Genomic DNA, 21706 nt, shown 5'->3' with positions numbered 1-21706 from the left:
CTGCCCGGTTTGGAACCATAGAGCGTATAGTTCACGACAGGATCGGGTGGTTGTCATGAAGATCAGGACTGGGTTCGACATTGCCTTCGAATCGGTTCAGCCGACGCCCATGATCCTCGCGTTGAGCGTGCATCCCTCACGGATGCCGGATGTGCTCACCCCGCATGTGATCAACTTCGATCCTCCGATCCCCTGGCAGGAATACCGAGACGACTTCGACAATATCTGCACCCGCATCGTCACGCCCCCCGGACGCCTCACGATCTCGGCCGATTTCGTGGTCCAGGATTCCGGCCTGCCCGACGTCTACGCCCCGCATGCGCAGCAGATCGAGGTCCAGAATCTCCCCCACGAGGTGCTCGTCTACCTCCTGGGGAGCCGCTACTGCGACACCGACAAGCTGTCCGAAACCGCGTGGTCGCTGTTCGGCGGAACGCCCATGGGCTGGGGTCGCGTCCAGGCGATCTGCGATTACGTCCATGACCGCATCCGATTCGACTACATGTGCGCCGACGCCACCCGAACCGCCTGGGACGGTTTCATGCAACGCCAGGGCGTCTGCCGCGATTTTGCGCATCTGGCCGTCGCGTTCTGCCGGTGCATGAACATCCCGGCGCGCTACTGCACCGGCTATCTCGGCGACATCGGCATTCCGCCCGTGCCCGATCCGATGGATTTCTCGGCCTGGTTCGAGGCTTATCTCGACGGCAATTGGTATACCTTTGACGCCCGCCACAACACGCCGCGCATCGGCCGGATCGTGATGGCGCGCGGCCGCGATGCCACCGACGTGGCGATCACCACCAACTTCGGCTACGCGCACCTCGCCCGCTTCGACGTTCACACCGACGAGGTGTTCTGAGCGTTCGGCCGCGCCGGTTGACCGGCGCGGCGAGCCGTCCGCTACTTGTCGAGATCCTGCGCCATCTTCAGGTGGTGCTCGAGCGCGGGCTGGGTCTTGCTCGCCCAGGCCTTCAATTCGGCGTTGTCGCCCCCTTGGGCGTAACGCTGGAACAGGTCGACGGCGTTCTTGTGCGCCGTCACCTGATCGGCGTGGTACTGCTTGGTGAAGGCGTCGCCCTGAAGCGCCTTGAGGCTGTCGAGCCGGGCCTGATGGGTGCTGTCCAGGGCGGTCGGTGCCGTCGCCTGGACCTTGCCCCCCTGGATCATCGCCTTCATCTCGGATGTCGTCTTCTCGTGGTCGGTGATCATCTGACGGGCATAGGCTTTGGTCGGCTCATCGCTGCGCTCGGCGGCCAGCCGGCTGCTCTCGATCTCGAACAGATCGCTGATCCCGGCCTGGGTCACGAAATCCGCCGTGGAAGGGCTCACGCCGATCAGCGCGTTGATGCCCGTCTTCTCGCCCACCGATTGGGCCAGGGCCGGTCCGGCCAGGAGCACAGCCACGGCGGCGGCGCCGACGATCTGTTTCATCACGATCTCCTTCCGATGCTGGATCTGACGCGTTCCCGCCGTCACGAATCCGAGAAAACGCATCCTCTCCGCGTGAACCGCGGCGCTGCGGCCCTGTTCCGAAGGGTCGGGGCAGGTGTCGATGGCCGACGGCTTCGACTTCACCACGAATGCAGGTTGTCGGGACGAAAAGCGTGTCGCCGCGCGTTGCACTCAGGCAAGCAGGAGAGACCGAGATGGATGCACGCCTCATCGCGATGAACAACGAGGCCAACCGGATCGCCTCCGAGCGGCTGCTGGAGCAGCTTCGGGACGAGGGATTGCGCTACCGGCTCTGGGTCACGGGCACGCCGAAGGGCGACACGGTGCATCTTCGGGTGACCCGTCCGTGTCCGGACATGCACCAGCGCATCGACAAGGTCCTGCGCGGGCGCGGACTGATCCTGGAGATTACCGAGACCTGACCCGAGCGGATCACACCGCGGAGGCCGGAGGCCGGAGGCGCGGCAGCGCCGCGTGCGTAGCCGCCGGGGTCCGACCAGGGGGCGTTCGACAGTGCCTTGGCCAGAAAGCCGATCAGCGCGGTCACCCGCGCAGGGCGCGGATCGCCCGGCGGAGTCACGAGGTGCAGATCGATCCGCGGCGGCGACCAGTCGGGCAGGACCCGCTCCAGGCGACCGTCGCGCAGGTCCTCCCAGATCATGAAATCCGGCTGGACCGCGAGGCCGAGCCCGGCCCGAAGGGCGGGCGCCAGGGCATCGGCGTTGTTGGCCCGCAAGGGACCGTTCGGCACCACCGCCGCCTCCCGACCGTCCGAAGCGACGAAGCGCCAGCGATCCGGCGTCGGCAGGTAGGCGTAGCCCAGGCACGCATGATCCGACAGGTCGTGCGGATGCGCCGGCCGCCCGGAGCGCGCGAGATAGGCGGGGGTTGCCACCAGCGAGCGGTGGACGGTGCATAGGCGCCGCGCCCGCAGCGACGAATCGGTCAGGGCCGCGATGCGCAGGCCGAGATCGAAGCCGCCGCCGACGAGGTCGACGATGTCATCGCTCAAGTGCAGATCGATGCTGAGGCCGGGGTAGCGACTCAGGAAGTCCGGCAGGCGCGGAGCCACGTGGAGCACGCCAAACGACATCGGCGCGGCGAGGCGCACCCGGCCGCGCATCTGCGCGGCGGCGTCCTGCGCCAGCGCTTCGGCCGCCTCGCCCTCCGCCAGGATGCGGGCCGCCGCATCCCGCGCCGAGGCCCCGGCCTCCGTCAGGGCGAGCTTGCGCGAGGTGCGATGAAACAGGCGTGCCCCGATCCGGGCTTCCAGGCGGGTGACGGCCTTCGAAACCGTGCCTTTGGCGATCCCGAGATCCGCGGCGGCGCGCCCGAACGATCCGGTCTCCACCACTTTGGCGAAGACGGCCCAGCCTTCGAAGTCAGGAAGCTTCATGGCGGTGTATTCCGAAACGATGCGTTTCCATCGTTTCCATTTCCGAACCGAAGGGCAAGGCGCATCTTCCGGTCATCGCAGCACGGCCGGGCTTCCGGTGCGGCGCTGCCCGCGAGGAGTTCGTCCCATGTCCCACACCGGCATCCATCATGTCACCGCGTTCTCTGGCGCCCCCGATCGCAACGTCGACTTCTACACCCGCGTGCTCGGCCTTCGCCTGGTGAAGAAGACCGTCAACTTCGACGATCCGGGCACCTACCATCTCTATTACGGCGACGAGACCGGCCGCCCGGGCACCATCCTGACCTTCTTCCCCATCGCCCACGCGGCACCCGGGCGGGTCGGCGTCGGCGAGACGCAGGAGACCGCGTTCCGAGTCCCGCGCGCCGCCATCGGCTGGTGGGCCCATCGCTTCATCGAGAAGGGCGTCACGCACGACACCGTGGCACAGGCCTTCGGCGATCCGATTCTGCGCTTTCGCGACCCGGACGGCATGATCCTGGCCCTGGTGGGAACCGACGCCCAGGAGGCCGGCGGGGTCTGGACCGGCGGCGAGGTTCCGGCCGAGCACGCCATCCGGGGCTTCCACGGGGTCACGCTTCTGCTCCGGGAGGCCGAGGCGACGGCGGCGATCCTGACCGGCGTGCTCGGTTTCCGCGAAGCCGGCCGCGACGGTCTGTCGATCCGCTATGGCACCGAAGCCGAGAACGGCGGCTTCGTCACCCTGCGGGTGGTGGGCGAATTCCTGCGCGGTCGCCAGGGCGCCGGCTCGGTCCACCACATCGCTTTCCGGGCCGCGGATGACGCGGAGCAGGCACGGATGGTGGAGACGCTGACCCGCTCGTACGGTCTCGGCGTCACCGAGCAGAAGGACCGTCAGTATTTCCGCTCGGTCTACTTCCGCGAGCCGGGCGGAGTGCTGTTCGAAATCGCCACCGATGGTCCCGGCTTTGCCATCGACGAGCCGGTGGCGTCGCTGGGCCAAGCCCTCATGCTCCCGCGTTTCCTTGAGCCGCACCGGGCGCAGATCGAGGGCCGCTTGGCCGAGAGGGCCTGATTCTATCCACCCGCCGGTTCCGTCACCGGGCGACGAAAACCCGGCGCCCGCTCCCAGAGTCGGGGCGGGCGCCGATTCTCAATCGCTTCAGCGAGGTTGTCATGACCAACCCATCCCTCACGCAGCCCGCCCTCGGCCTCGTCCATCGCTTCGCGCCAGCGACCGTTGCCGACGCACCGCCCCTGCTCCTGCTCCACGGGACGGGTGGCGACGAGAACGACCTCCTACCCCTTGGCCGGACGCTGGCGCCCGGAGCCGCCCTGCTCTCCCCGCGCGGCGCCGTCCTGGAGAACGGCATGCCGCGCTTCTTCCGGCGCTTGGCGGAGGGCGTGTTCGACGAAGCCGATCTCCGGCATCGGGCGGCGGATCTCGCTGCGTTCATCGCGGCGGCGCGCGCGGCCTACGGGCTCGCCGCCCCGGTGGCGGTCGGTTTCTCGAACGGCGCCAACATCGCCGCCGCCCTACTGCTGTTGTATCCCGACGTGCTGGCGGGAGCCGTCCTGCTGCGCCCGATGGTGCCGCTGACCCGGACCGATCCAGTCGATCTCGCGGGCAAACCGGTGCTCCTGCTCTCCGGAGCCGCCGACCCGATCGTTCCGGCGGCCAATGCCGGCGCGCTCGCCGAGCGGCTTCGCGCCGGCCGAGCCGCGGTCACGCACGAGATCCTGCCGAGCGGGCATGGCCTGACCCAGGCGGACGTGGAGCGCGCGGGGGCCTGGATCGCGGGGCTCGGCGCCTGAGCCATCCGAGCGGCCGCCCACCGGCAAGAATCGGATGGAGGGCCGCGGTTCAGGTCGATCTCCGCCGCGCCGAGCGGCGGGCATCGACCAGCGTGTAGGCGAGCGCGCCCGCGACCATCAGAGCAAGAACGTACCACGTCAGCGCGTAGACGAGGTGATTGTCCGGGAAGGCCACGATGGTCAGCCCGCCGACAGGCCAACCACCTGGGTTCGGCGTCGCATCGGCATCGACGAAATAGGGGGCCGCCTCATTGAGGCCCCGCGCCCGCGCGATCGCCGCGACATCGCGCGAATACCAGCGCCCGGCGCCGGCATCATTGCTGCGGAGGAAGCCCCCTCCGGGTTCGCTGAAGCGCAGGAGACCGATGACCGAGACCGGCGCATCGGTCTGCCCCTCGGCCCGCGTGGCCGGATCGCGCTTGTCCGGCGGGATGAAGCCGCGATTGATCAGAAGCGTCGTGCCGTCCGGGCGCAGCAGAGGCGTCATCACCCAGAAGCCGCCACCGAGTTCGGTCACGGCCTGAACCAGGGTTTCCCGGTCGTTCTGAAACCGTCCCGTGGCCTGAACCCGCCGGTACGCGTCCGTCTCGGACGTCAGACTGTTCCAGATCGCCGGACCCGGCGCCGCGACGGGCTCTGCGTGCACCCGGGCTTCGACCCGGGCGATCAGCGCGTGCTTCCAGGCGCGACGCTGAATCTGCCAGGTCCCGAGCGCCGCCAGGAGGCCGATCAAGACCAGTCCGACGACGCAGAGGGTGGCGAGCGCGACGCCGGAGCGCCGCGTCGCCGGTTTGCCGACGCGCATCAGCGCGTGTGCATGTGCATCGGCATCATGTTGGTGTTGAGGTGGTACATGACCCACAGGGAGCCCGCGAGGGTGATGATCACCAGCGTCAGGGTGAAGATCAGCGCCAGGATGGTCCAGCCGCCTTCGGACTTCGTGTTCATGTGGAGGAAGTAGATCATGTGGACCACGATCTGCGCCACCGCGAAGCCCATGATGACGATGCCGGTGATCTGGTTGTTGCCGATCACGTTGCTCATCACGAGGATGAACGGGATTGCCGTCAGGATGACCGACAGCACGAAGCCGGTCATGTAATCCTTGAACGAACCGTGGCTGCCGGCATCGGCATGGCCATGTGCATGCCCGTGGTCGTCGTGTCCTGCCTTCGTCGCGGCGCTCATTGCAGGACTCCCATCAGGTACACGAAGGTGAACACGCCGATCCAGATCACGTCGAGGAAGTGCCAGAACATGCTGAGGCAGAGCAGCCGACGCTTGTTCTCGGGTACCAGCCCGCGCTTGTGGACCTGCGCCATCAGCGTCACCAGCCAGACGATACCGAGGCTGACGTGCAGGCCGTGGGTGCCGACCAGGGTGAAGAAGGCCGACAGGAAGGCGCTGCGCTGGGGCGTGGCGCCCTCGTGGATCAGGTGGTGGAACTCGTAGAGTTCGAGGCCCACGAAGGCGAGGCCGAACAGGCCGGTGACGGCCAGCCAGATCTGCACCCGGCTGAGGTCGCCCTTCTCCATCTCCAGCATGGCGAAGCCGTAGGTGATGGACGAGAACAGCAGCATCGACGTGTTCAGCGCCACCAGCGGCAGGTCGAACAGATCCTTCGGCGACGGGCCGGCCGCGTAGTTGCGCCCCACCACCGCGTAGGTGGCGAACAGGGCCGCGAAGATGAGGCAGTCGCTCATCAGGTAGAGCCAGAAGCCGAGCATCGTGCTCCCTTCCGGGTGATGCTCGCCCTTGGCGTCGTAGAAGTCCGTCGGGTCGACCGCCTTGATCGCGACCGACGGGCTTCGTCCCGACTCGAAGTTCATGGCAGCGGAAGCTTGGGTTGCCATGGTCTCAGACGTGCTCCGCCAACAGGGCTGTCCGCTGGGCTTCGGTCCGGACGACCTCGTCGGCCGGGATATAGAAGTCGCGGTTGTAGTTGAAGGTGTGGCCGATCGCGACCACCGCGATCGCCGCGAAGCTGAAGGCGGCGAGCCACCAGATGTACCAGATCATCGCGAAGGCGAAGATGATGCTCAGCACGCCGAGGATCAGGCCAGCCGCGGTGTTCTTGGGCATGTGGATCGGCTTGAAGCCCTGGAGCGGACGCGCATAGCCGCGCTTCTTCATGTCCCACCACGCGTCGTGATCGTGGATCACCGGCGTGAAGGCGAAGTTGTAGTCCGGCGGCGGCGACGAGGTCGCCCATTCCAGGGTCCGGCCGCCCCACGGATCGCCGGTCGTATCCCGCAGCTGGTCACGCCGGATGACGCTGACCACCAGGGTGATGATGAACGAGGCGATGCCGCACAGGATCAGAAGGGCGCCAAACGCTGCAATCACGAACCAGATCTGAAGCGAGGGATCGTCGAAGTGCTGGACGCGACGGGTGACGCCCATCAGGCCGAGCACGTAGAGCGGCATGAAGGCGACCCAGAAGCCGGTCAGCCAGAACCAGAACGACATCTTCCCCCAGAACGGATCGAGCTTGAAGCCGAAGGCCTTGGGGAACCAGTAGGTGATGCCGGCCAGCATGCCGAACAGCACGCCGCCGATGATGACGTTGTGGAAGTGGGCGATCAGGAACAGCGAGTTGTGCAGCACGAAGTCGGCCGGGGGCACGGCGAGCAGCACGCCGGTCATGCCGCCGATGACGAAGGTCACCATGAAGCCGATCGTCCAGAGCATCGGCACCTCGAAGCGGATGCGGCCCTTGTACATGGTGAACAGCCAGTTGAAGATCTTCGCCCCCGTGGGGATCGAGATGATCATCGTGGTGATGCCGAAGAACGAGTTCACGCTGGCGCCCGAGCCCATCGTGAAGAAGTGGTGCAGCCACACGAGGTAGGACAGGATCGTGATCACGACGGTCGCGTAGACCATCGAGGCGTAACCGAAGAGGCGCTTGCTCGAGAAGGTCGAGACGATCTCCGAGAATACGCCGAAGGCCGGCAGGATGAGGATGTACACCTCCGGGTGGCCCCAGATCCACACCAGGTTCACGTACATCATCGGGTTGCCCCCGAGGTCGTTCGAGAAGAAGTGCGTGCCGACGTAGCGATCAAGCGACAGCAGCGCGAGAACGGCCGTCAGGATGGGGAAGGCGGCGACGATGAGAATGTTGGTGCAGAGCGAGGTCCAGGTGAAGACCGGCATCTTCATCATGGTCATGCCGGGGGCCCGCATCTTCACGATGGTGGCGATCAGGTTGATGCCGGACAGCAACGTCCCGATGCCGGCGATCTGCAGCGCCCAGATGTAATAGTCGACGCCGACGCCCGGACTCATGGCGGGGCCGGAGAGCGGCGGATAGGCCAGCCAGCCGGTGCGGGCGAACTCGCCGACGAACAGCGAGGCCATCACCGTCACGGCGCCCGCCACCGTCATCCAGAAGCTGAAGTTGTTGAGGAACGGAAAGGCCACGTCGCGGGCGCCGATCTGCAGCGGCACTACGAAGTTCATCAGGCCCGTCACCAGCGGCATCGCCACGAAGAAGATCATGATCACGCCGTGGGCGGTGAAGATCTGATCGTAGTGGTGCGGCGGCAGGTAGCCCTCGTTCGGACCGAACGCCATCGCCTGCTGGGCGCGCATCATAAGCGCGTCGGCAAAGCCACGCAGGAGCATCACCAGCGCCAGCACGATGTACATGATGCCGATCTTCTTGTGATCGACGGAGGTGAACCAGTCGCGCCAAAGGATACCCCAGAGGCGGAAATACGTCAGGGCGCCGAGCACGGCGACGCCGCCGATGCCGACCATCACGAAGGTGATCAGGAGGATCGGCTCATGAAGCGGCACGGCATCGAGCGTCAGGCGCCCGAACAGGAGCTTCTGGAGATCCGGATTGGAGAACATGGGACCTACTCGTCAGAGGAGTGTGCCGAATGGAGGGGCGGGCGACAGAAGCGTCCGCGATTAGCGATTCAGTTGGCCGGGCGCGATCGAGTCCGAGCCCTTCGAATCCGAGCCCTTCGAATCCTTGCCGTCGCCCGCTGGGCCGGCTTGGCCCTGGTGAGCGCCGTGGTCAGGTCCAGAATGATCGTGTCCGGAATGTTCCGGTGCCGAACCCGGCTTCACCTCGGGCGCGATGCTCTTCGGCTTCATGCCTTCGGGCTGCTCCGGGCTGTGCGACTCACGACCCGAGCCGCCGACGGTGGCGGCGGGAGCCTCCACGCCCTGCTCGGCGTAGCGATTGTCGTATTCGAGCCGCTCGCGATTGGCGTGGCTCTCCTTGCCGGCGCCGCCCATGGCGTCGATGTGCATCATCTCGTTCATGCACATCTTGCCGGGAATGGCACACATGTTGAGCACCGCGCTGTAGAGGCCGTTCTCGACAGAGGAGAAGTAGCGGACGGGCTCGCGCTCGCTCGGCTTCTCCAGTTCAATGTAGGACTGGCGGGTGAGCGATTGGCCCTCCGCCTTCACCTTGGCGACCCAGGCGTCGAACCCGGCCTGGTCGAGGCCATGGAACTTGAAGTTCATCCGCGAGAAGCCCGAGCCGCTGTAGTTGGCCGAAAGACCTTCATACACACCGGCCTTGTTGATCACCGCGTGCAACTTGGTCTCCATGCCGGCCATGGCGTAGATCTGACCGGCGAGAGCGGGAACGAAGAACGAATTCATCACGGTGGCTGAGGTGATCTTGAAGGAGATCGGCACGTCGACCGGTGCGGCCAGTTCGTTGACGGTGGCGATACCCTGATCTGGGTAGAAGAACAGCCATTTCCAATCGAGTGCGACGACCTCGACCGTCAGCGGCTTGACCCCCGCCGGCAGCGGGCGGTCCGCGTCGAGCCGGCTCAGGGGCCGGTAGGGATCGAGGGTGTGGGTGCTGATCCAGGTCAGCGCTCCGAGCGCGATCACGATCACCAGCGGGGCGGACCAGATCAGCACTTCGAGCTGGGTCGAGTGATGCCAGTCGGGATCGTACTCGGCGTCCTTGTTCGAGATGCGGTAGCGCCAAGCGAACAGCAGCGTGAAGGCGATCACCGGAATGATGATCAGCAGCATCAGGCCGGTGGAGGCCAGGATCAGGTCGCGCTGGCGCGCGGCGATGTCACCGGACGGCTGCATCAGAACCATGTTGCAGCCGGAGAGCAGGCCGAACAGCGGAAGGAGGACGAGCGTGCGAAGGATTTTGACGGGCATGGATTTGACGGGCATGGACTCGTCTGGCGCGATCTCGGAGGAGCACCTTCCCGTTCCCCCCTGGGACGGGAGGACGGAAGCGCTGCGTCTCACTGCGCCGCAACACAGGGCTCTGACAAGTCGCGCGTGGCGCGTCTGATCAGCGCTGCGCTCATGGCGGTTGTAAGTTAAGCTGTGCTAAGGGATTTTTTCCGTGGGAAACCGAGTCGTGCCTTTTGGTCGCGGCGTTCCCGGTGGAGCGCGTCACGCCGTGCTTTGACGCAGACGAATCACGCGGCGTAAACGTAGTCCAAACCCCTTCGGCCCCCGCGCGCTTTCCGGCGCCCGATCCGGCCCCGAACGCATGAAGCGAGCCCGGTCCTCTCGATGAGCGCAGAATACGCAGTGCCGTCCTCGTCGTCGCTGGAACGCGACGCCCACGAGGCTTCCAGCGACCACACGGTCGCGCCGGGCGAAATCGCCATCGGAGTCGTGATCGGCCGCGCCGCCGAGTATTTCGACTTCTTCGTCTTCGGCATCGCCTCGGTGCTGATCTTTCCCGGCGTGTTCTTCCCCTTCGCCGACCCGCTGACCGGCACCCTCTACGCCTTCGCGCTGTTCGCCCTGGCCTTCATCGCCCGCCCGATCGGATCGGTGATCTTCATGGAGATCGACCGGCGCCACGGGCGTGCCGCCAAGCTGACGATCGCGTTGTTCCTCCTCGGTGGGTCGACCATGGCGATCGGCTTCCTGCCGAACTACCATCAGGTCGGCGCCCTCTCGATCTGGATTCTCGCAGCCCTCCGCTTCGGGCAGGGGCTGGCCCTCGGCGGCGCCTGGGACGGTCTGGCCTCGCTCCTGGCCCTCAACGCACCCGAGAAGCAGCGCGGCTGGTACGCGATGATCCCGCAGCTCGGCGCCCCCGTGGGCTTCATGCTGGCGAGCGCGCTGTTCGCGTTCTTCGTCGGAAATCTCAGCACCGAGGACTTCCTGGACTGGGGCTGGCGCTACCCCTTCTTCGTGGCCTTCGCCATCAACGTGGTGGCGCTGTTCGCCCGCCTCCGCCTCGTCGCCACCGAGGAATTCTCGCGCATGCTTCAGATGCGCGAGCTGGAGCCGACGCCGGTGCTGGAGCTGCTGCGCACCCATGGACGCTTCGTGCTGATCGGCGCCGTGGTCCCGCTGGCGAGCTTCGCCCTGTTCCATCTCGTGACGGTGTTCCCGATCAGCTGGATTCACCTGTTCACCGCGCGCTCGGCCAGCGAGTTCCTGCTGGTGCAGTGCTCCGGGGCGTTCCTGGCGGCCGGCACCATCGTGGTCTCGGGCATCATGGCCGATCGCATCGGCCGGCGGACCACGGTCGGCATCGCGGCCGCCCTGATCGCCGTGTTCGCGGTGGCCAGCATCATCGCCCCCATCGTGTTCGGCGACAGCGAACTCGGCCAGACCGTCTACGTCCTGATCGGGTTCGGCCTGCTCGGCTTCTCCTATGGCCAGACCTCCGGCTCGGTGACGGCCAATCTCGGTTCGCGCTTCCGCTACACCGGCGCCGCCCTGACCTCGGATCTCGCCTGGCTGATCGGCGCCGGATTCGCGCCCCTGGTGGCCCTCGGCGTGTCGAGCCGCTTCGGTCTGTCCTGGGTCGGCGTCTACCTGCTGTCCGGCGCCGTCGCGACCCTGTGCGCCCTCGCCTTCAACCGGCGTGAGACCGCCCGCCTCTGAGGCGAGCCGGCCCGTGACCCCGACGAAGCCCCGCCCGGCCCCCGCGCCGGCGGGGTTTTTTCCTATGCGATTGCCGAGGCATAGCCCGCGTGGTCCCGCATGAGCGAGCCGTGCCGCTTCTTCCCGCCCTGTGGCCCGGTGGTGGCCCGGGTCGACGGTGCGGTCACGCGCGCCACCGGGATTCCCTACGCGCAGGCCGCGCGCTTCGCCCTTCCCGAGCCGGTGCCGGACTGGACCGAGCCGTTTCAGGCTACCGAATGGGCCCCGGCCTGCCCGCAGGTCGCGATCCCGTTCCTTGAGGAGGCCCTCGGCGGCGCTCTCGGCACGCTCACCCAGGACGAGGCGTGCCAGCGCCTCTCGATCACCTGCCCGGTCGATCGCGGCGCCCAGGAGCGCCTGCCCGTCATGGTCTGGATTCATGGCGGCTCCTACATCTGTGGCGCCGGCGATGCGCCCTGCGGCGACCCGGCGCGACTGGCGGCCGAGCAGCGGGTCATCGTCGTCACGGTGACCTATCGGCTCGGCCTGTTCGGCTATCTCGGGGATGACGCGGGCCGCCCGGCCAATCTCGGCCTGCTCGATCAGATCGCCGCCTTCCGCTGGGTTCGACGCAACATCGCGGCCTTCGGCGGCGACCCCGAGGCGGTCACGGCCTTCGGGCAATCCGCCGGCGGAGACGCGGTGGCGCACCTGATGGCGACCGAGGAGGCCGGGACGCTGTTTCGCCGCGCCATCATCCAGAGCGCGCCGCTGGGCATCCGCCATCGCCGCCGGCGCATGAACGCCGCCATGGCACAGGTGCCGGTCACGCGCGCCATGACGACTGCGCAGGTGCTCGCGCGCCAGGGCCGCGTCGCGGCACGGGCGAGGTGGTTCGGCCTCGCGGGCTTCATGCCGTTCGGAACCCAGTACGGCCATGCCCCCCTGCCCCCGGAATCCGGGATGGCGGCGGCCTGGGACCGGGCAGCGCCGCAGGTCGACCTGCTGATCGGCTACACGGCCGAAGAAGGCCGCTTCTTCCTGCCCACGATTCCGGTGTTGCAGCCGTGGCTGCGCCTGCCCGGGATCGGCAGGCTGCTGGCACGCGGTCTGGTGGGCTTCATCACCCACACGGTCTATGCGGAGGCCGTGCGCCGCTTCGCCCGGCGCCACGCCCGGGCCGGCGGCCGGGTCCATCGCTACACTCTCGACTGGCGCGCGCCCGGCAATCCCTTCGGCGCCGCCCACGCCATCGAATTGCCCCTCCTGTTCGGATCGGAAACGGTCTGGCGCGACGCCGCCTACCTCGCCGGCGCATCCTGGCCCGAGATCGACCGCGCCGGTCGCGATCTGCGCGCACTCTGGGCGGCATTCGCTCGCGGCCAAACCCTTCCCGAGCGTGGGTGCATCGACGGTCTCATCCGCTACCGGAAGATCTGAACCGGTTTTCGATGGAACAACCGGCGGAATCCGCCGGTCGACATTCGACGGCCGAAGCACTAGCCCGGCCTTCGTCGCAAATCAGGGACCGGCATTCGTGGCCAAGCTGATCTACACCCGCCTCGAAGACCATCCGCGCGAAACCTACGTCATCACCAGCGGAGCCCTGATCGTCGGGCGGGTCGATTGCATCAGCGACGATCCGGCGCCGGCCGCGCAATGGACCTGGGGTCTGCACCTCGACATCGGCGCGGCCCCGTTCCGGCGCGGCGCCACCGTGGCTTCCCGCGACGCTGCCATCGCGGCCCTCGACGCGGCCTGGGGCGAGTGGAAACTGTGGGCAGGGCTTCGGGATGCCGAACCGAGCGAGGCGCCGGAGCCGGTCGCGGTGACCAATCCGGGTGCGCGGGTGCTGCGATAGCCGGAAAGCTGTCGTACCCACGGGGTCGGTCTGAGATTTCGGCGGCCGGCGTGCTATCCAGAGCCATGCCTCGCTGGTTCTTCCTCCTGTTCGCCTGCGCCCTCGCGCTGTCCGTCGTCGGCGGCGTTCTGATCTTCCTGCGCTCCCCGATCCCGATCGAGCAGCGCGCGAACTGACTCCCGGCGCCGCGGTTCGCCGCACCTCATATCGCGGCCCTGCGCCGCGTCGCGCATATGGATACGGAACCGCCTGGGGGCGGCGCAGCCCGGACGCGCTCCGTCGATTCTGACGATGAGACCGTGTCGCGATCACCCGGCGCGCGTGGTTGCCCGCGACACGATCTCCATCGATTCGTGTCCACGCGCAGGGCGGCGCGTGGACCCAAGCCGCAGATCTCAGGCGTGGAAGACGCCATCGCCGACGACCGGCTGACGCCCCTCGGCGGCTCCGAACTCCAGGAAATGCTGAAGCGGATTGAAGCCGGCCGCGGCGACATCGGGATTGGCGGCCAGGTACCCCTGCGTGTCGAAGCCGGCGGAGGGATCGCGGCCCTCCTTCCAGCCGAAAGCGAGGTAGTGTTCGAGCGGGTTGATCCCTGCGGCGGCCACATCCTGGTACGCCGTCAGGTACCCCGTGGTGTCGAAGAACGCATTCGGGTTCCGCCCTTCCTGCCAGCCGAAGGCGGCGAAATGCACCTCGGGATCGGTGCCGGCCTGGAAGACGTCCGGGTTCTGGCTGAAGTAGAACAGATCGTCGACGAGAGCATTGCCGTCGCCCTGCACGACCTTCCCGTTCGTGAACTCGAACACTTCGACGTTCTTGATGGTATCGAGCCCCGATGCCGTGGTGATCGTGCTCAGAACGCCGGCCGACGACACGGCGTCGCCGCTCGGAAGCGCATAGTCGAACACGGCGGTGTCGGCCCCTTGAGCGCCGTCGAGGATGTTGGTCCCCGTTCCCCCGGCGAGCCGGTCATCGCCGAAGTCGCCGAACAGGGTATCGTCGCCCGCCGCACCCACGAGGGTGTCGTTGCCCAGATCGCCATCGACGAGGTCGTCGCCGTCGCCGCCATCGAGAGAATCGTCGTCATCGCCACCGGCGACAAAGTCATTGCCGGCTTCACCGAAGACTTGATCCCGGCCCGCTTCGCCGACGAGGAAGTCGTTGCCGGCAGCACCGTAGAGGATGTCGTCGCCCGGATTGCCGGCAGCATAATCGTCGCCGTCTTCGGTGTAGATCGTATCGTTGCCGGCTTCACCGATGATCTGATCGGCGCCGGCTCCACCACGGATCAGATCGTCCCCGGTACCGCCCGCGATGAAGTCCAGATCGGCACCGCCCGTGATCGTATCGTTGCCGTCCTGACCGTCGATCCTGTTGAACCCGCCGGGGTCCGAGAGGGTATCGTTTCCAAGGAGACCGAGGATGATGTCGTCGTCAGTCGTACCGGTCAGAACATCATTGCCATTCGTTCCCGAGATCGATGCCATAGTATCCTCCATGATTGATTTTTTGGGGCGGTGAACGGTTCCACGCACAGGCCTGCGCCCGTGCTCAGATCAGATCGGCACGCGATAGGTTGCTGTATGATAGACCCCTGTGCGAATGCAGCACAGTTTGCCGCACTGCATCAGAAGAGAATAAATCTTTCACACGACAACTGCAGCTTACGGCTAACCGGGAGTCGTTCGACTTGTTCACCGGCCCCGTGTCGAACTTCGCTGGAGCGTTGTGCCGCGCCAAACCGGCGCGTGCGGCGGCTGGCGTGGGATGCAATCCGGCGGGGCGGCGCAGACCTGGCCGTGAGCGCGGTTCTGAACGCTGAAGCGAGGGGGCGAAGGCCGAGCTGGTACGGACAAAGCGGCCGTCGACCGGATCACCGCTTGCTCAGGCCGCCCGACCCCGGGCACGCCCCGACGTCCGCGCCGGCGCACCATCGACAACCTGGACTGTCGCGCGGCCGGCCGGGCACAGGGTCCTTGCCGATCCGTGTGGCGCAGGTCCCGGCTGCTCGCATATCAGGCGTCGCGACAGGACCGGCGGGCGTGAGCCGCACACCAGTTCGGGTTGCCGCGAAGAAATCGCTCAAGTCGTCGTGACGGAAGGGAATGTGGTGAGCGCGCTGGGACTCGAACCCAGGACCTACAGATTAAAAGTCCGTTGCTCTACCAACTGAGCTACGCGCTCGCGTCCGAAGGGGCGATGCGGCCCTCTCGGGGGCCGGGCCGTTTCGGACGGCGTGGCTCGCAATAGGGGGTCGGCGGTATGGGGTCAACCGGCTTTGCGGTTGGGCCAGGGGACGGGTGAGGCGGCAGGCCCGGAACGGACCGTCAGGCCGCGGCGCGCTCGGCCTCCGCCCGGGCCCAGGCGGCGCGGGTCTCGTCACAGAAGTCGGCGAGCCGCCCCTGCACGATGGCGGCACGCATCCCCGCCATCAGGTCCTGATAGTAGGACAGGTTGTTCCAGGTCAGCAGCATCATGCCCAGGATCTCGTCGCTGCGCACGAGGTGATGGAGATAGGCGCGGGAATAGTCGCGGGCGGCCGGGCAGGTCGAGGCCTCGTCCAGCGGCCGGGTGTCCTCGCCGTGGCGGGCGTTGCGCAGGTTGATGCGGCCGTGGCGGGTATAGGCCAGGCCGTGGCGGCCGGCGCGGGTCGGCATCACGCAGTCGAACATGTCGATGCCGCGCATCACCGAGCGCATCAGGTCGTCGGGGGTGCCGACGCCCATGAGGTAGCGCGGCTTGTCCGCCGGGAGGTGCGGCTCCACCGTCTCGATCATGGCCAGCATCACCGCCTGCGGTTCACCCACCGCGAGGCCCCCGATGGCGTAGCCCTTCAGGTCGAGGTCGACGAGGGCACGGGCGCTCTCGACACGCAGGTCGGGCAGGTCGCCCCCCTGGACGATGCCGAACATCGCCTTGCCGGGCTGCTCGCCGAAGGCGACGCGGCAGCGCTCGGCCCAGCGCAGCGACAGGTGCATCGCCTTCTCGATGGTGTCGCGCTCGGCCGGCAGGCGGACGCATTCGTCGAGCTGCATCTGGATGTCCGAGCCGAGCAGGCCCTGGATCTCGATCGAGCGTTCGGGGCTCATGTGGTGGGTCGAGCCGTCGACATGCGAGCGGAAGGTCACGCCCTGCTCGTCGAGCTTGCGCAGGGCCGAGAGCGACATGACCTGGAAGCCGCCGGAATCGGTGAGGATCGGGTGCGGCCAGTTCATGAAATGGTGTAGGCCGCCGAGCCGCGCCATGCGCTCGGGGCCGGGGCGCAGCATCAGGTGGTAGGTGTTGCCCAGCACCACGTCGGCGCCGAGGTCGCGGACCTGTCCGGGATACATCGCCTTGACGGTGGCGGCCGTGCCGACCGGCATGAAGGCGGGCGTCCGGATGATCCCGCGCGGCATCGCGATCGCGCCCGTGCGCGCCGCGCCGTCGGTGGCGTCGACCCGGAACGTGAAGTCGCTCGGAAGGGTTTCGGGCACGGGGCGTGTGGCAGGCTCGGACATGGGCGCCGTCTTAGCACCGGTTTTCCGGCTCGGCACGTCCTCCCCCGCGCCTTCCCTCGTGTCAGTCCCGCGCCGGAAACAGCAGGCTCGAATCGCCGTAGGAATAGAAGCGATAGCCGGACGCGATGGCGTGGGCATAGGTGGCCCGCATGGTTTCGAGCCCCGAGAAGGCCGAGACCAGCATGAACAGGGTCGAGCGCGGCAGGTGGAAGTTGGTCATCAGCGCATCGACGGCGCGGATGCGGGTGCCCGGCGTGATGAAGATCTCGGTCGGTCCCGCGAAGGCGTGAAGCCGTCCCTCGGAATCGGCCGCACTCTCCAGGAGGCGCAGGGCGGTTGTGCCGACGGCCACGACGCGGCCGCCGCCCGCCCGCACGGCGTTCAGGGCCTCGGCGGTGGCGGCGTCGAGGCGGCCGATCTCCGTATGCATGCGGTGGTCGTCGGTGTCGTCGGCCTTTACCGGCAGGAAGGTGCCGGCGCCCACATGCAGGGTCACGGTGTGGCGGGCGATGCCGGCGGCATCGAGGTCGGCCAGGAGCGCGTCGGAGAAGTGCAGGCCGGCGGTCGGGGCCGCCACCGCGCCGGGCTCGCGGGCATAGACGGTCTGGTAGTCGGTGGCGTCCCGCGCGTCGGTGGGCCGCTTGCCGGCGATGTAGGGCGGGAGCGGCAGGTCGCCGATCCGCGCGATGGCCTCGTCGAGGGCGGGGCCGGCCAGATCGAAGCGCAGGGTGATCTCGCCCCCCTCCCCCTTGGCCGCGATGGTCGCGTCGAGGCCGCCGAGATCGCAGGGCTCGCTCGCCCCGTGCCGGCCGAAGCTGACCCGGTCGCCGGCGGCGAGGCGCTTGCCCGGCCGGGCGAAGGCACGCCAGGTGTCCCCCGCCTCGCGCAGGTGCAGCATCGCCTCCATGCGCAGGCCCGGCGCACCCGGCCGGTGACGCAGGCCCGCGAGGCGGGCCGGGATCACCCGGGTGTCGTTGAAGACCAGGGCGTCGCCCGGCCGCAGGAGCTGCGCCAGGTCCCGCACCTTGCGGTCTTCGAGGGCGTCGCCGGGGCGCACCACCAGGAGGCGGCCGGCATCGCGGGGGACCGGCGGGCGCAGGGCGATGCTCGCCTCGGGCAGCTCGAAATCGAAGAGGTCGACGCGCATGGCCCGCCAACAGCACGGTTTGGCGGCGCGGATCAATGGGGTCACGCGTGGTCGGGCGCCACCGGCGGAACCGGCGCGGGCCCGACCTGTTCAGACGAGAGCCGCCCGCGCCGGGCGTCCGTACCGACACTTTCCACACCGCCCCTTTCCACACCGAGACCTGAGGAGACCCGACAGGATGGCCTGGTTTGCCGTGAGCCCCCGCGATCCCGCCGACCCGCGCTGGCCCTTGCCGGATCGGGCGAGCATCACCCTCAAGGCGGAGGATGCCGAGGAGGCGCGGGCGAAATTTCTGGAGGCCTATCCGAGCCGCCCGTTCGGCACCCCCTCCTCACCGGTCCCGGATGCGGGCGATGCCGGCTTCGCCCAAGATCCGGACGCGCTCACCGTCGCGCCGACAAGCGTGCCGCCCTCTCCGTGAAATTCGCTGTCCGGCCGCTGGATCAGTCCGGCGGCTGTTCGCACCGGAAACGCCCTTTTCGACCCTGACGTCCACGCTCGCCATTCGGAGCCCCCATGACCGACGCGCACAGAAGCGACGATATCCGGTCCGATGCCATCCGGGCCAAGATCACGGCCCGGCGCACGACGCTCGACGGGGAGCTTGTGGATTACTGGACGCGGGAAGCCCTGCGCCTGGACACCCTGGCCGCCGGCGCGCGCTGGAACTGGATGGTCCGGAGCTATCAGCGCAAGGCCGAGCGCGCCCGGGCGCAGGGGGCGGTCTTCGCGGCCCGCGAAGCGGCTCGCGCCAAGGCACCGGATCTGGACGAACCGGGTCCCGCCGATTCCGGCACGGCATAGCCCCGGCTCAATCGTACAGGTGCGGGTTCAACCTTTGCCGTGGCCTTGGCGTGGCCACGGGCGCTAAGGCCTCCGCACCGGGCGGCCGCGCCGCATCCGGCTCAAGACCGGACACCGTCATGGACCGCACCCAGAAAGCCGCCCTCTTGAGCGCCGGCGTCGGCGCCCTGGTGATGGGCCTCAAATTCGCTGCCTACTGGGTGACCGGCAGCCTCGCACTCTATTCCGATGCCCTGGAGAGCATCATCAACGTGGTGGCGGCGGTGTTCGCCCTGGTCGCGCTTCGGGTTGCGGCCCGCCCGGCCGACGACGATCACCCCTACGGCCACCACAAGGCCGAGTATTTCTCGGCGGTGATCGAGGGCGCGCTGATCATCGTGGCGGCGCTCCTGATCCTGCGGGAGGCCTTCTTCGGCCTGCTCGACCCCAAGATGCTGGACGCGCCGGCCATCGGCCTCGCGGTCAACCTCGTGGCGACCGCGATCAACGGCGTTTGGGCGATGACGCTGCTGCGCCGGGGCCGCGCCTGGCGCTCGCCGGCCCTGGTGGCGGATGCCCGCCACGTGATGGCCGACGTGGTCACCTCGGCGGGCGTGCTCGTCGGTGTCGCCCTGGTGACGGTGACCGGATACGCCATCCTCGACCCGCTGATCGCCGGCCTCGTCGCCCTCAACATCCTGTGGTCGGGCTGGGGCATGATCCGCGATTCGGTCAGCGGCCTGATGGACAAGGCCGCGCCCACCGAGATGGTGGCGCAGATCCGCGAACTGATCTCGCTCCACAGCACCGGTGCCCTGGAGGCGCACGACGTCCGCACCCGCCATGCCGGGCAGGCGACCTTCATCGATTTCCACCTCGTGGTGCCGGGCGCGATGACGGTGCAGGATTCGCACGCCATCTGCGACCGCCTGGAGGCCGCGATCGAGAGCGCCATCGAGGGCTCCGTCGTCGTCATCCACGTGGAGCCGGGGGAGCACGCCAAGGGCCGGGGCGTGCCGGTGATCTAATCCGCCGCGACCGTTGGGCCGAAGATCGCCTCGAAGGCGGCGCGGAGCTGCATGTCCACCTCGGGCATCGAGACGAGATGGCCGAGATCGACCAGGCTGGTGACGCCGTGCCCGGCGATGCCGCAGGGCACGATGCCGGTGAAGTGCGACAGGTCCGGCTCCACGTTAAGGCTGATGCCGTGGAAGCTCACCCAGCGTCGGACCCGGATGCCGATGGCGGCGACCTTGTCCTCCACGCCCGCCCCCTTTTCGGGACGCCGGACCCAGACGCCGACCCGATCCTCCCGCCGCTCGCCGCGCACGTTGAAGGCCTCCAGGGTGGCGATGATCCAGGCCTCCAGGGCGGCCACGTAGGCCCGCAGGTCCCGGCGGCGCCGGTTGAGGTCGAGCATCACGTAGGCCACCCGCTGACCCGGCCCGTGATAGGTGTACTGCCCGCCCCGCCCGGTGCGGTGTACCGGAAAGCGGTCCGGCTCGACGAGGTCGGAAGCCCGCGCCGAGGTGCCCGCCGTGTAGAGGGGGGGATGTTCGAGCAGCCAGACCAGCTCCGAAGCGCGGCCCGCCGCGATCGCCTCGGCTCGCTCCTCCATGGCCGCCACCGCGTCACCGTAGGGCACCGGGGTGTCGCTGATCCGCCACGCCACGGGCGCGCCGTCCGAAAGGGCGTGGAAATCCCCCGCGGGAAGCGCCAGACGGGGCGCGATTAGGGTTTCGTTTACCAAGATTTCACCATCGCGCAGGGAAGGTGGAGGGAAGGGCCGAACCACGGGTTGGGCCGGCCCGGAACGAAGGACGGATCGCGTGGCGGTGTTCGAAGACCTGAAGGTCGACCTGACGGTGGTGCTCGGGCGCAGTCACATGCCGTTGCACATGCTCCTGCGCATGGGCCGCGGTGCGGTGATCGAACTCGAAGCCACCGAGTCCGATATGGTCGAGATTCTCGCCAACGACCACCCGATCGCGCGCGGACAGATCGTGGTGACCGGCAACCGCATCTCCGTCGAGATCACCGAACTGATCCGCAAGGCCGACGTGGTGCGCCTGCCCGGCGTCACCATCGGCCAGGGCGCCGTGCCGGTCCTGGACGGCGGCGTCGATTTCCTCTGATCCCGCCACCGTGACGCTTGTCGGACGGAAATCCGTCTGTTATTGGCTGCGCCGCGCCCCGAGAGATCGGTCGCCGCAGCCCACCAGAGCCCACCGCTACGGCGCGATGGTCCTCCGGGCCCGGTGACGGAACGGTGCGTTGACGATGCGGCCATGGCGGAATTGGTAGACGCGCTAGCTTGAGGTGCTAGTCCTGCAAGGGGTGGAGGTTCGAGTCCTCTTGGCCGCACCAACTCTTTCGATCGACGACGACGAAGAGTTGGTGCATCGCGGTTCGATCAGGGTTGCCGGGTTCTCGTAGAACCGCACCCCGAACCCAATCTAATCCACACAGAAGTGACTTGAGTGCTCCGGCCGGTTGCGCAGGCGCGGGTCCAGCGTTCGAGCGACGGGTGGGCTCGCCTATCCTGCGCCTCATGGCGGCTGCCACAACGCCCGGCGGCGACATGTCGGTTGTCCTTGATCTGCCCGTCGGATTCGGCGTTGTCTGTTCGCATGTCGCGTCGAGGCACGGCCGACCTTACAACCGGGAACGTTCGATGACCCGCTTCTCTCGCCTAGCCCTGTTGATGGTCGCGGTCGCAGGCCCGATCGGCCTCGCCATTCCGGCCATGGCCCAGAGTCCGGCCAAGGACTACCTGTTCCAGGAACAGCGCTTCAGTCGCGCCTGCCGCCCGCCGCTGAAATACGCGGCCGGCGCCTGCGTGCGCCGCTGCCCGGCCGGCTACGAGGATATGGGACGGACCTGCCGCCAGCGCAGCATGCGCGGCGGCAGCGCGCGCTAGTCGGCCACTG

The 21706-nt window shown here is 67.9% G+C and carries 21 protein-coding genes, 2 tRNA genes and 2 pseudogenes; 12 read left to right on the top strand and 13 right to left on the bottom strand.

Annotated elements, in window-relative coordinates; genetic code table 11:
• Window positions 1-55: 55 nt before the first annotated feature.
• Window positions 56-862, top strand: coding sequence for a transglutaminase family protein (locus ASF57_RS07685; RefSeq protein ID WP_056190303.1), 807 nt, complete (start codon window positions 56-58; stop codon window positions 860-862).
• Window positions 863-903: 41 nt separating this feature from the next.
• Here ASF57_RS07685 and ASF57_RS07680 read toward each other — a convergent pair whose 3' ends face one another.
• Together ASF57_RS07680 and ASF57_RS07675 are read right to left on the bottom strand one after the other, a co-directional pair.
• On the bottom strand, window positions 904-1434 hold the full coding sequence (locus tag ASF57_RS07680) for a DUF4142 domain-containing protein (protein WP_056482693.1): 531 nt from the start codon (window positions 1432-1434) through the stop codon (window positions 904-906).
• A 514-nt stretch (window positions 1435-1948) separates the two neighbouring features.
• Window positions 1949-2851 (bottom strand): annotated as a pseudogene (locus tag ASF57_RS07675) (LysR family transcriptional regulator); the annotation flags it as partial.
• Between the two features lie 127 nt (window positions 2852-2978).
• On the opposite strand from ASF57_RS07675, the gene ASF57_RS07670 reads away from it, so the two are divergent.
• Together ASF57_RS07670 and ASF57_RS07665 are read left to right on the top strand one after the other, a co-directional pair.
• Entirely contained in the window at window positions 2979-3908 is a 930-nt protein-coding gene (locus ASF57_RS07670) for a ring-cleaving dioxygenase (RefSeq protein WP_056481647.1), read from the top strand.
• Between the two features lie 101 nt (window positions 3909-4009).
• Window positions 4010-4648, top strand: coding sequence for an alpha/beta hydrolase (locus ASF57_RS07665; RefSeq protein WP_056190313.1), 639 nt, complete (start codon window positions 4010-4012; stop codon window positions 4646-4648).
• Between the two features lie 49 nt (window positions 4649-4697).
• On the opposite strand, the gene ASF57_RS07660 is transcribed toward ASF57_RS07665, so the two are convergent.
• The 5 genes from ASF57_RS07660 to cyoA are packed head-to-tail and all read right to left on the bottom strand — an operon-like array spanning window position 4698 to window position 9817.
• Window positions 4698-5453: an SURF1 family protein gene (locus ASF57_RS07660; RefSeq protein WP_056481644.1), complete on the bottom strand. Its 756-nt coding sequence runs from the start codon at window positions 5451-5453 to the stop codon at window positions 4698-4700.
• On the bottom strand, window positions 5453-5836 hold the full coding sequence (gene cyoD / locus ASF57_RS07655) for a cytochrome o ubiquinol oxidase subunit IV (protein WP_056190317.1): 384 nt from the start codon (window positions 5834-5836) through the stop codon (window positions 5453-5455). Before cyoD ends, ASF57_RS07660 begins: the two co-directional genes overlap by 1 nt.
• Window positions 5833-6477: a cytochrome o ubiquinol oxidase subunit III gene (gene cyoC, locus ASF57_RS07650; RefSeq protein WP_056190319.1), complete on the bottom strand. Its 645-nt coding sequence runs from the start codon at window positions 6475-6477 to the stop codon at window positions 5833-5835. The genes cyoD and cyoC overlap by 4 nt, the downstream gene beginning before the upstream one ends.
• Before the next feature lie 28 nt (window positions 6478-6505).
• On the bottom strand, window positions 6506-8509 hold the full coding sequence (gene cyoB / locus ASF57_RS07645) for a cytochrome o ubiquinol oxidase subunit I (RefSeq protein ID WP_056481641.1): 2004 nt from the start codon (window positions 8507-8509) through the stop codon (window positions 6506-6508).
• 60 nt (window positions 8510-8569) lie between these two features.
• Window positions 8570-9817 carry a ubiquinol oxidase subunit II gene (gene cyoA, locus ASF57_RS07640; RefSeq protein ID WP_244476858.1) on the bottom strand — a complete coding sequence of 416 codons (1248 nt, stop codon included), beginning with the start codon at window positions 9815-9817 and terminating at the stop codon, window positions 8570-8572.
• A gap of 351 nt (window positions 9818-10168) precedes the next feature.
• On the opposite strand from cyoA, the gene ASF57_RS07635 reads away from it, so the two are divergent.
• The 3 genes from ASF57_RS07635 (at window position 10169) to ASF57_RS07625 (ending at window position 13343) form a co-directional block, all read left to right on the top strand.
• Window positions 10169-11503 (top strand): MFS transporter, encoded by a 1335-nt coding sequence (locus ASF57_RS07635; RefSeq protein ID WP_056190324.1) that lies wholly within the window; start codon window positions 10169-10171, stop codon window positions 11501-11503.
• Window positions 11504-11602: 99 nt separating this feature from the next.
• Complete coding sequence (locus ASF57_RS07630) at window positions 11603-12922, top strand: carboxylesterase family protein (RefSeq protein WP_056481638.1); 1320 nt, start codon at window positions 11603-11605, stop codon at window positions 12920-12922.
• A gap of 97 nt (window positions 12923-13019) precedes the next feature.
• Complete coding sequence (locus tag ASF57_RS07625) at window positions 13020-13343, top strand: hypothetical protein (protein WP_056481635.1); 324 nt, start codon at window positions 13020-13022, stop codon at window positions 13341-13343.
• Between the two features lie 395 nt (window positions 13344-13738).
• Here the strand turns inward: ASF57_RS07625 and ASF57_RS26830 are convergent, their stop codons facing one another.
• From ASF57_RS26830 to queA, 5 genes and pseudogenes are all read right to left on the bottom strand, one after another.
• The gene (locus ASF57_RS26830; protein WP_244476899.1) at window positions 13739-14254 is read right to left on the bottom strand and encodes a hypothetical protein; all 516 of its coding nucleotides are present in this window, start codon (window positions 14252-14254) and stop codon (window positions 13739-13741) included.
• 51 nt (window positions 14255-14305) lie between these two features.
• Window positions 14306-14833 (bottom strand): annotated as a pseudogene (locus tag ASF57_RS26825) (calcium-binding protein); the annotation flags it as partial.
• Window positions 14834-15454: 621 nt separating this feature from the next.
• Window positions 15455-15530: transfer RNA gene (locus ASF57_RS07615), tRNA-Lys, on the bottom strand.
• A gap of 143 nt (window positions 15531-15673) precedes the next feature.
• Window positions 15674-16846, bottom strand: coding sequence for a tRNA guanosine(34) transglycosylase Tgt (gene tgt, locus ASF57_RS07610; RefSeq protein ID WP_056481629.1), 1173 nt, complete (start codon window positions 16844-16846; stop codon window positions 15674-15676).
• A gap of 61 nt (window positions 16847-16907) precedes the next feature.
• Window positions 16908-17993 carry a tRNA preQ1(34) S-adenosylmethionine ribosyltransferase-isomerase QueA gene (gene queA, locus ASF57_RS07605; RefSeq protein ID WP_056481626.1) on the bottom strand — a complete coding sequence of 362 codons (1086 nt, stop codon included), beginning with the start codon at window positions 17991-17993 and terminating at the stop codon, window positions 16908-16910.
• Between the two features lie 178 nt (window positions 17994-18171).
• Between queA and ASF57_RS07600 the strand changes: the two genes are divergently transcribed.
• The 3 genes from ASF57_RS07600 (at window position 18172) to ASF57_RS07590 (ending at window position 19804) form a co-directional block, all read left to right on the top strand.
• Window positions 18172-18414 carry a hypothetical protein gene (locus ASF57_RS07600; protein ID WP_056481623.1) on the top strand — a complete coding sequence of 81 codons (243 nt, stop codon included), beginning with the start codon at window positions 18172-18174 and terminating at the stop codon, window positions 18412-18414.
• A gap of 95 nt (window positions 18415-18509) precedes the next feature.
• Complete coding sequence (locus ASF57_RS07595; protein WP_156376015.1) at window positions 18510-18797, top strand: hypothetical protein; 288 nt, start codon at window positions 18510-18512, stop codon at window positions 18795-18797.
• A 119-nt stretch (window positions 18798-18916) separates the two neighbouring features.
• Window positions 18917-19804, top strand: coding sequence for a cation diffusion facilitator family transporter (locus tag ASF57_RS07590; protein WP_056190338.1), 888 nt, complete (start codon window positions 18917-18919; stop codon window positions 19802-19804).
• On the opposite strand, the gene lipB is transcribed toward ASF57_RS07590, so the two are convergent.
• A complete protein-coding gene (gene lipB, locus ASF57_RS07585; RefSeq protein ID WP_244476886.1) occupies window positions 19801-20508 on the bottom strand; it encodes a lipoyl(octanoyl) transferase LipB in 708 nt (235 codons plus the stop codon). The genes ASF57_RS07590 and lipB overlap by 4 nt on opposite strands.
• A gap of 97 nt (window positions 20509-20605) precedes the next feature.
• Here lipB and ASF57_RS07580 point away from each other — a divergent pair, with 97 nt between their 5' ends.
• The 3 genes from ASF57_RS07580 to ASF57_RS07570 all read left to right on the top strand — a co-directional run bounded on the left by ASF57_RS07580 (window position 20606) and on the right by ASF57_RS07570 (window position 21696).
• On the top strand, window positions 20606-20911 hold the full coding sequence (locus ASF57_RS07580; RefSeq protein WP_056190342.1) for a FliM/FliN family flagellar motor switch protein: 306 nt from the start codon (window positions 20606-20608) through the stop codon (window positions 20909-20911).
• Between the two features lie 147 nt (window positions 20912-21058).
• Window positions 21059-21143 (top strand) — tRNA-Leu (locus ASF57_RS07575).
• Window positions 21144-21450: 307 nt separating this feature from the next.
• Window positions 21451-21696 carry a hypothetical protein gene (locus ASF57_RS07570; RefSeq protein ID WP_056190345.1) on the top strand — a complete coding sequence of 82 codons (246 nt, stop codon included), beginning with the start codon at window positions 21451-21453 and terminating at the stop codon, window positions 21694-21696.
• Window positions 21697-21706: the final 10 nt, after the last annotated feature.

This window comes from Methylobacterium sp. Leaf117 (genome assembly GCF_001422985.1).
Classification (GTDB): Bacteria; Pseudomonadota; Alphaproteobacteria; order Rhizobiales; family Beijerinckiaceae; genus Methylobacterium.
The sequence above is the reverse complement of the archived record's forward strand: the minus strand, read 5'-3'. Positions and strand labels throughout refer to the sequence as shown.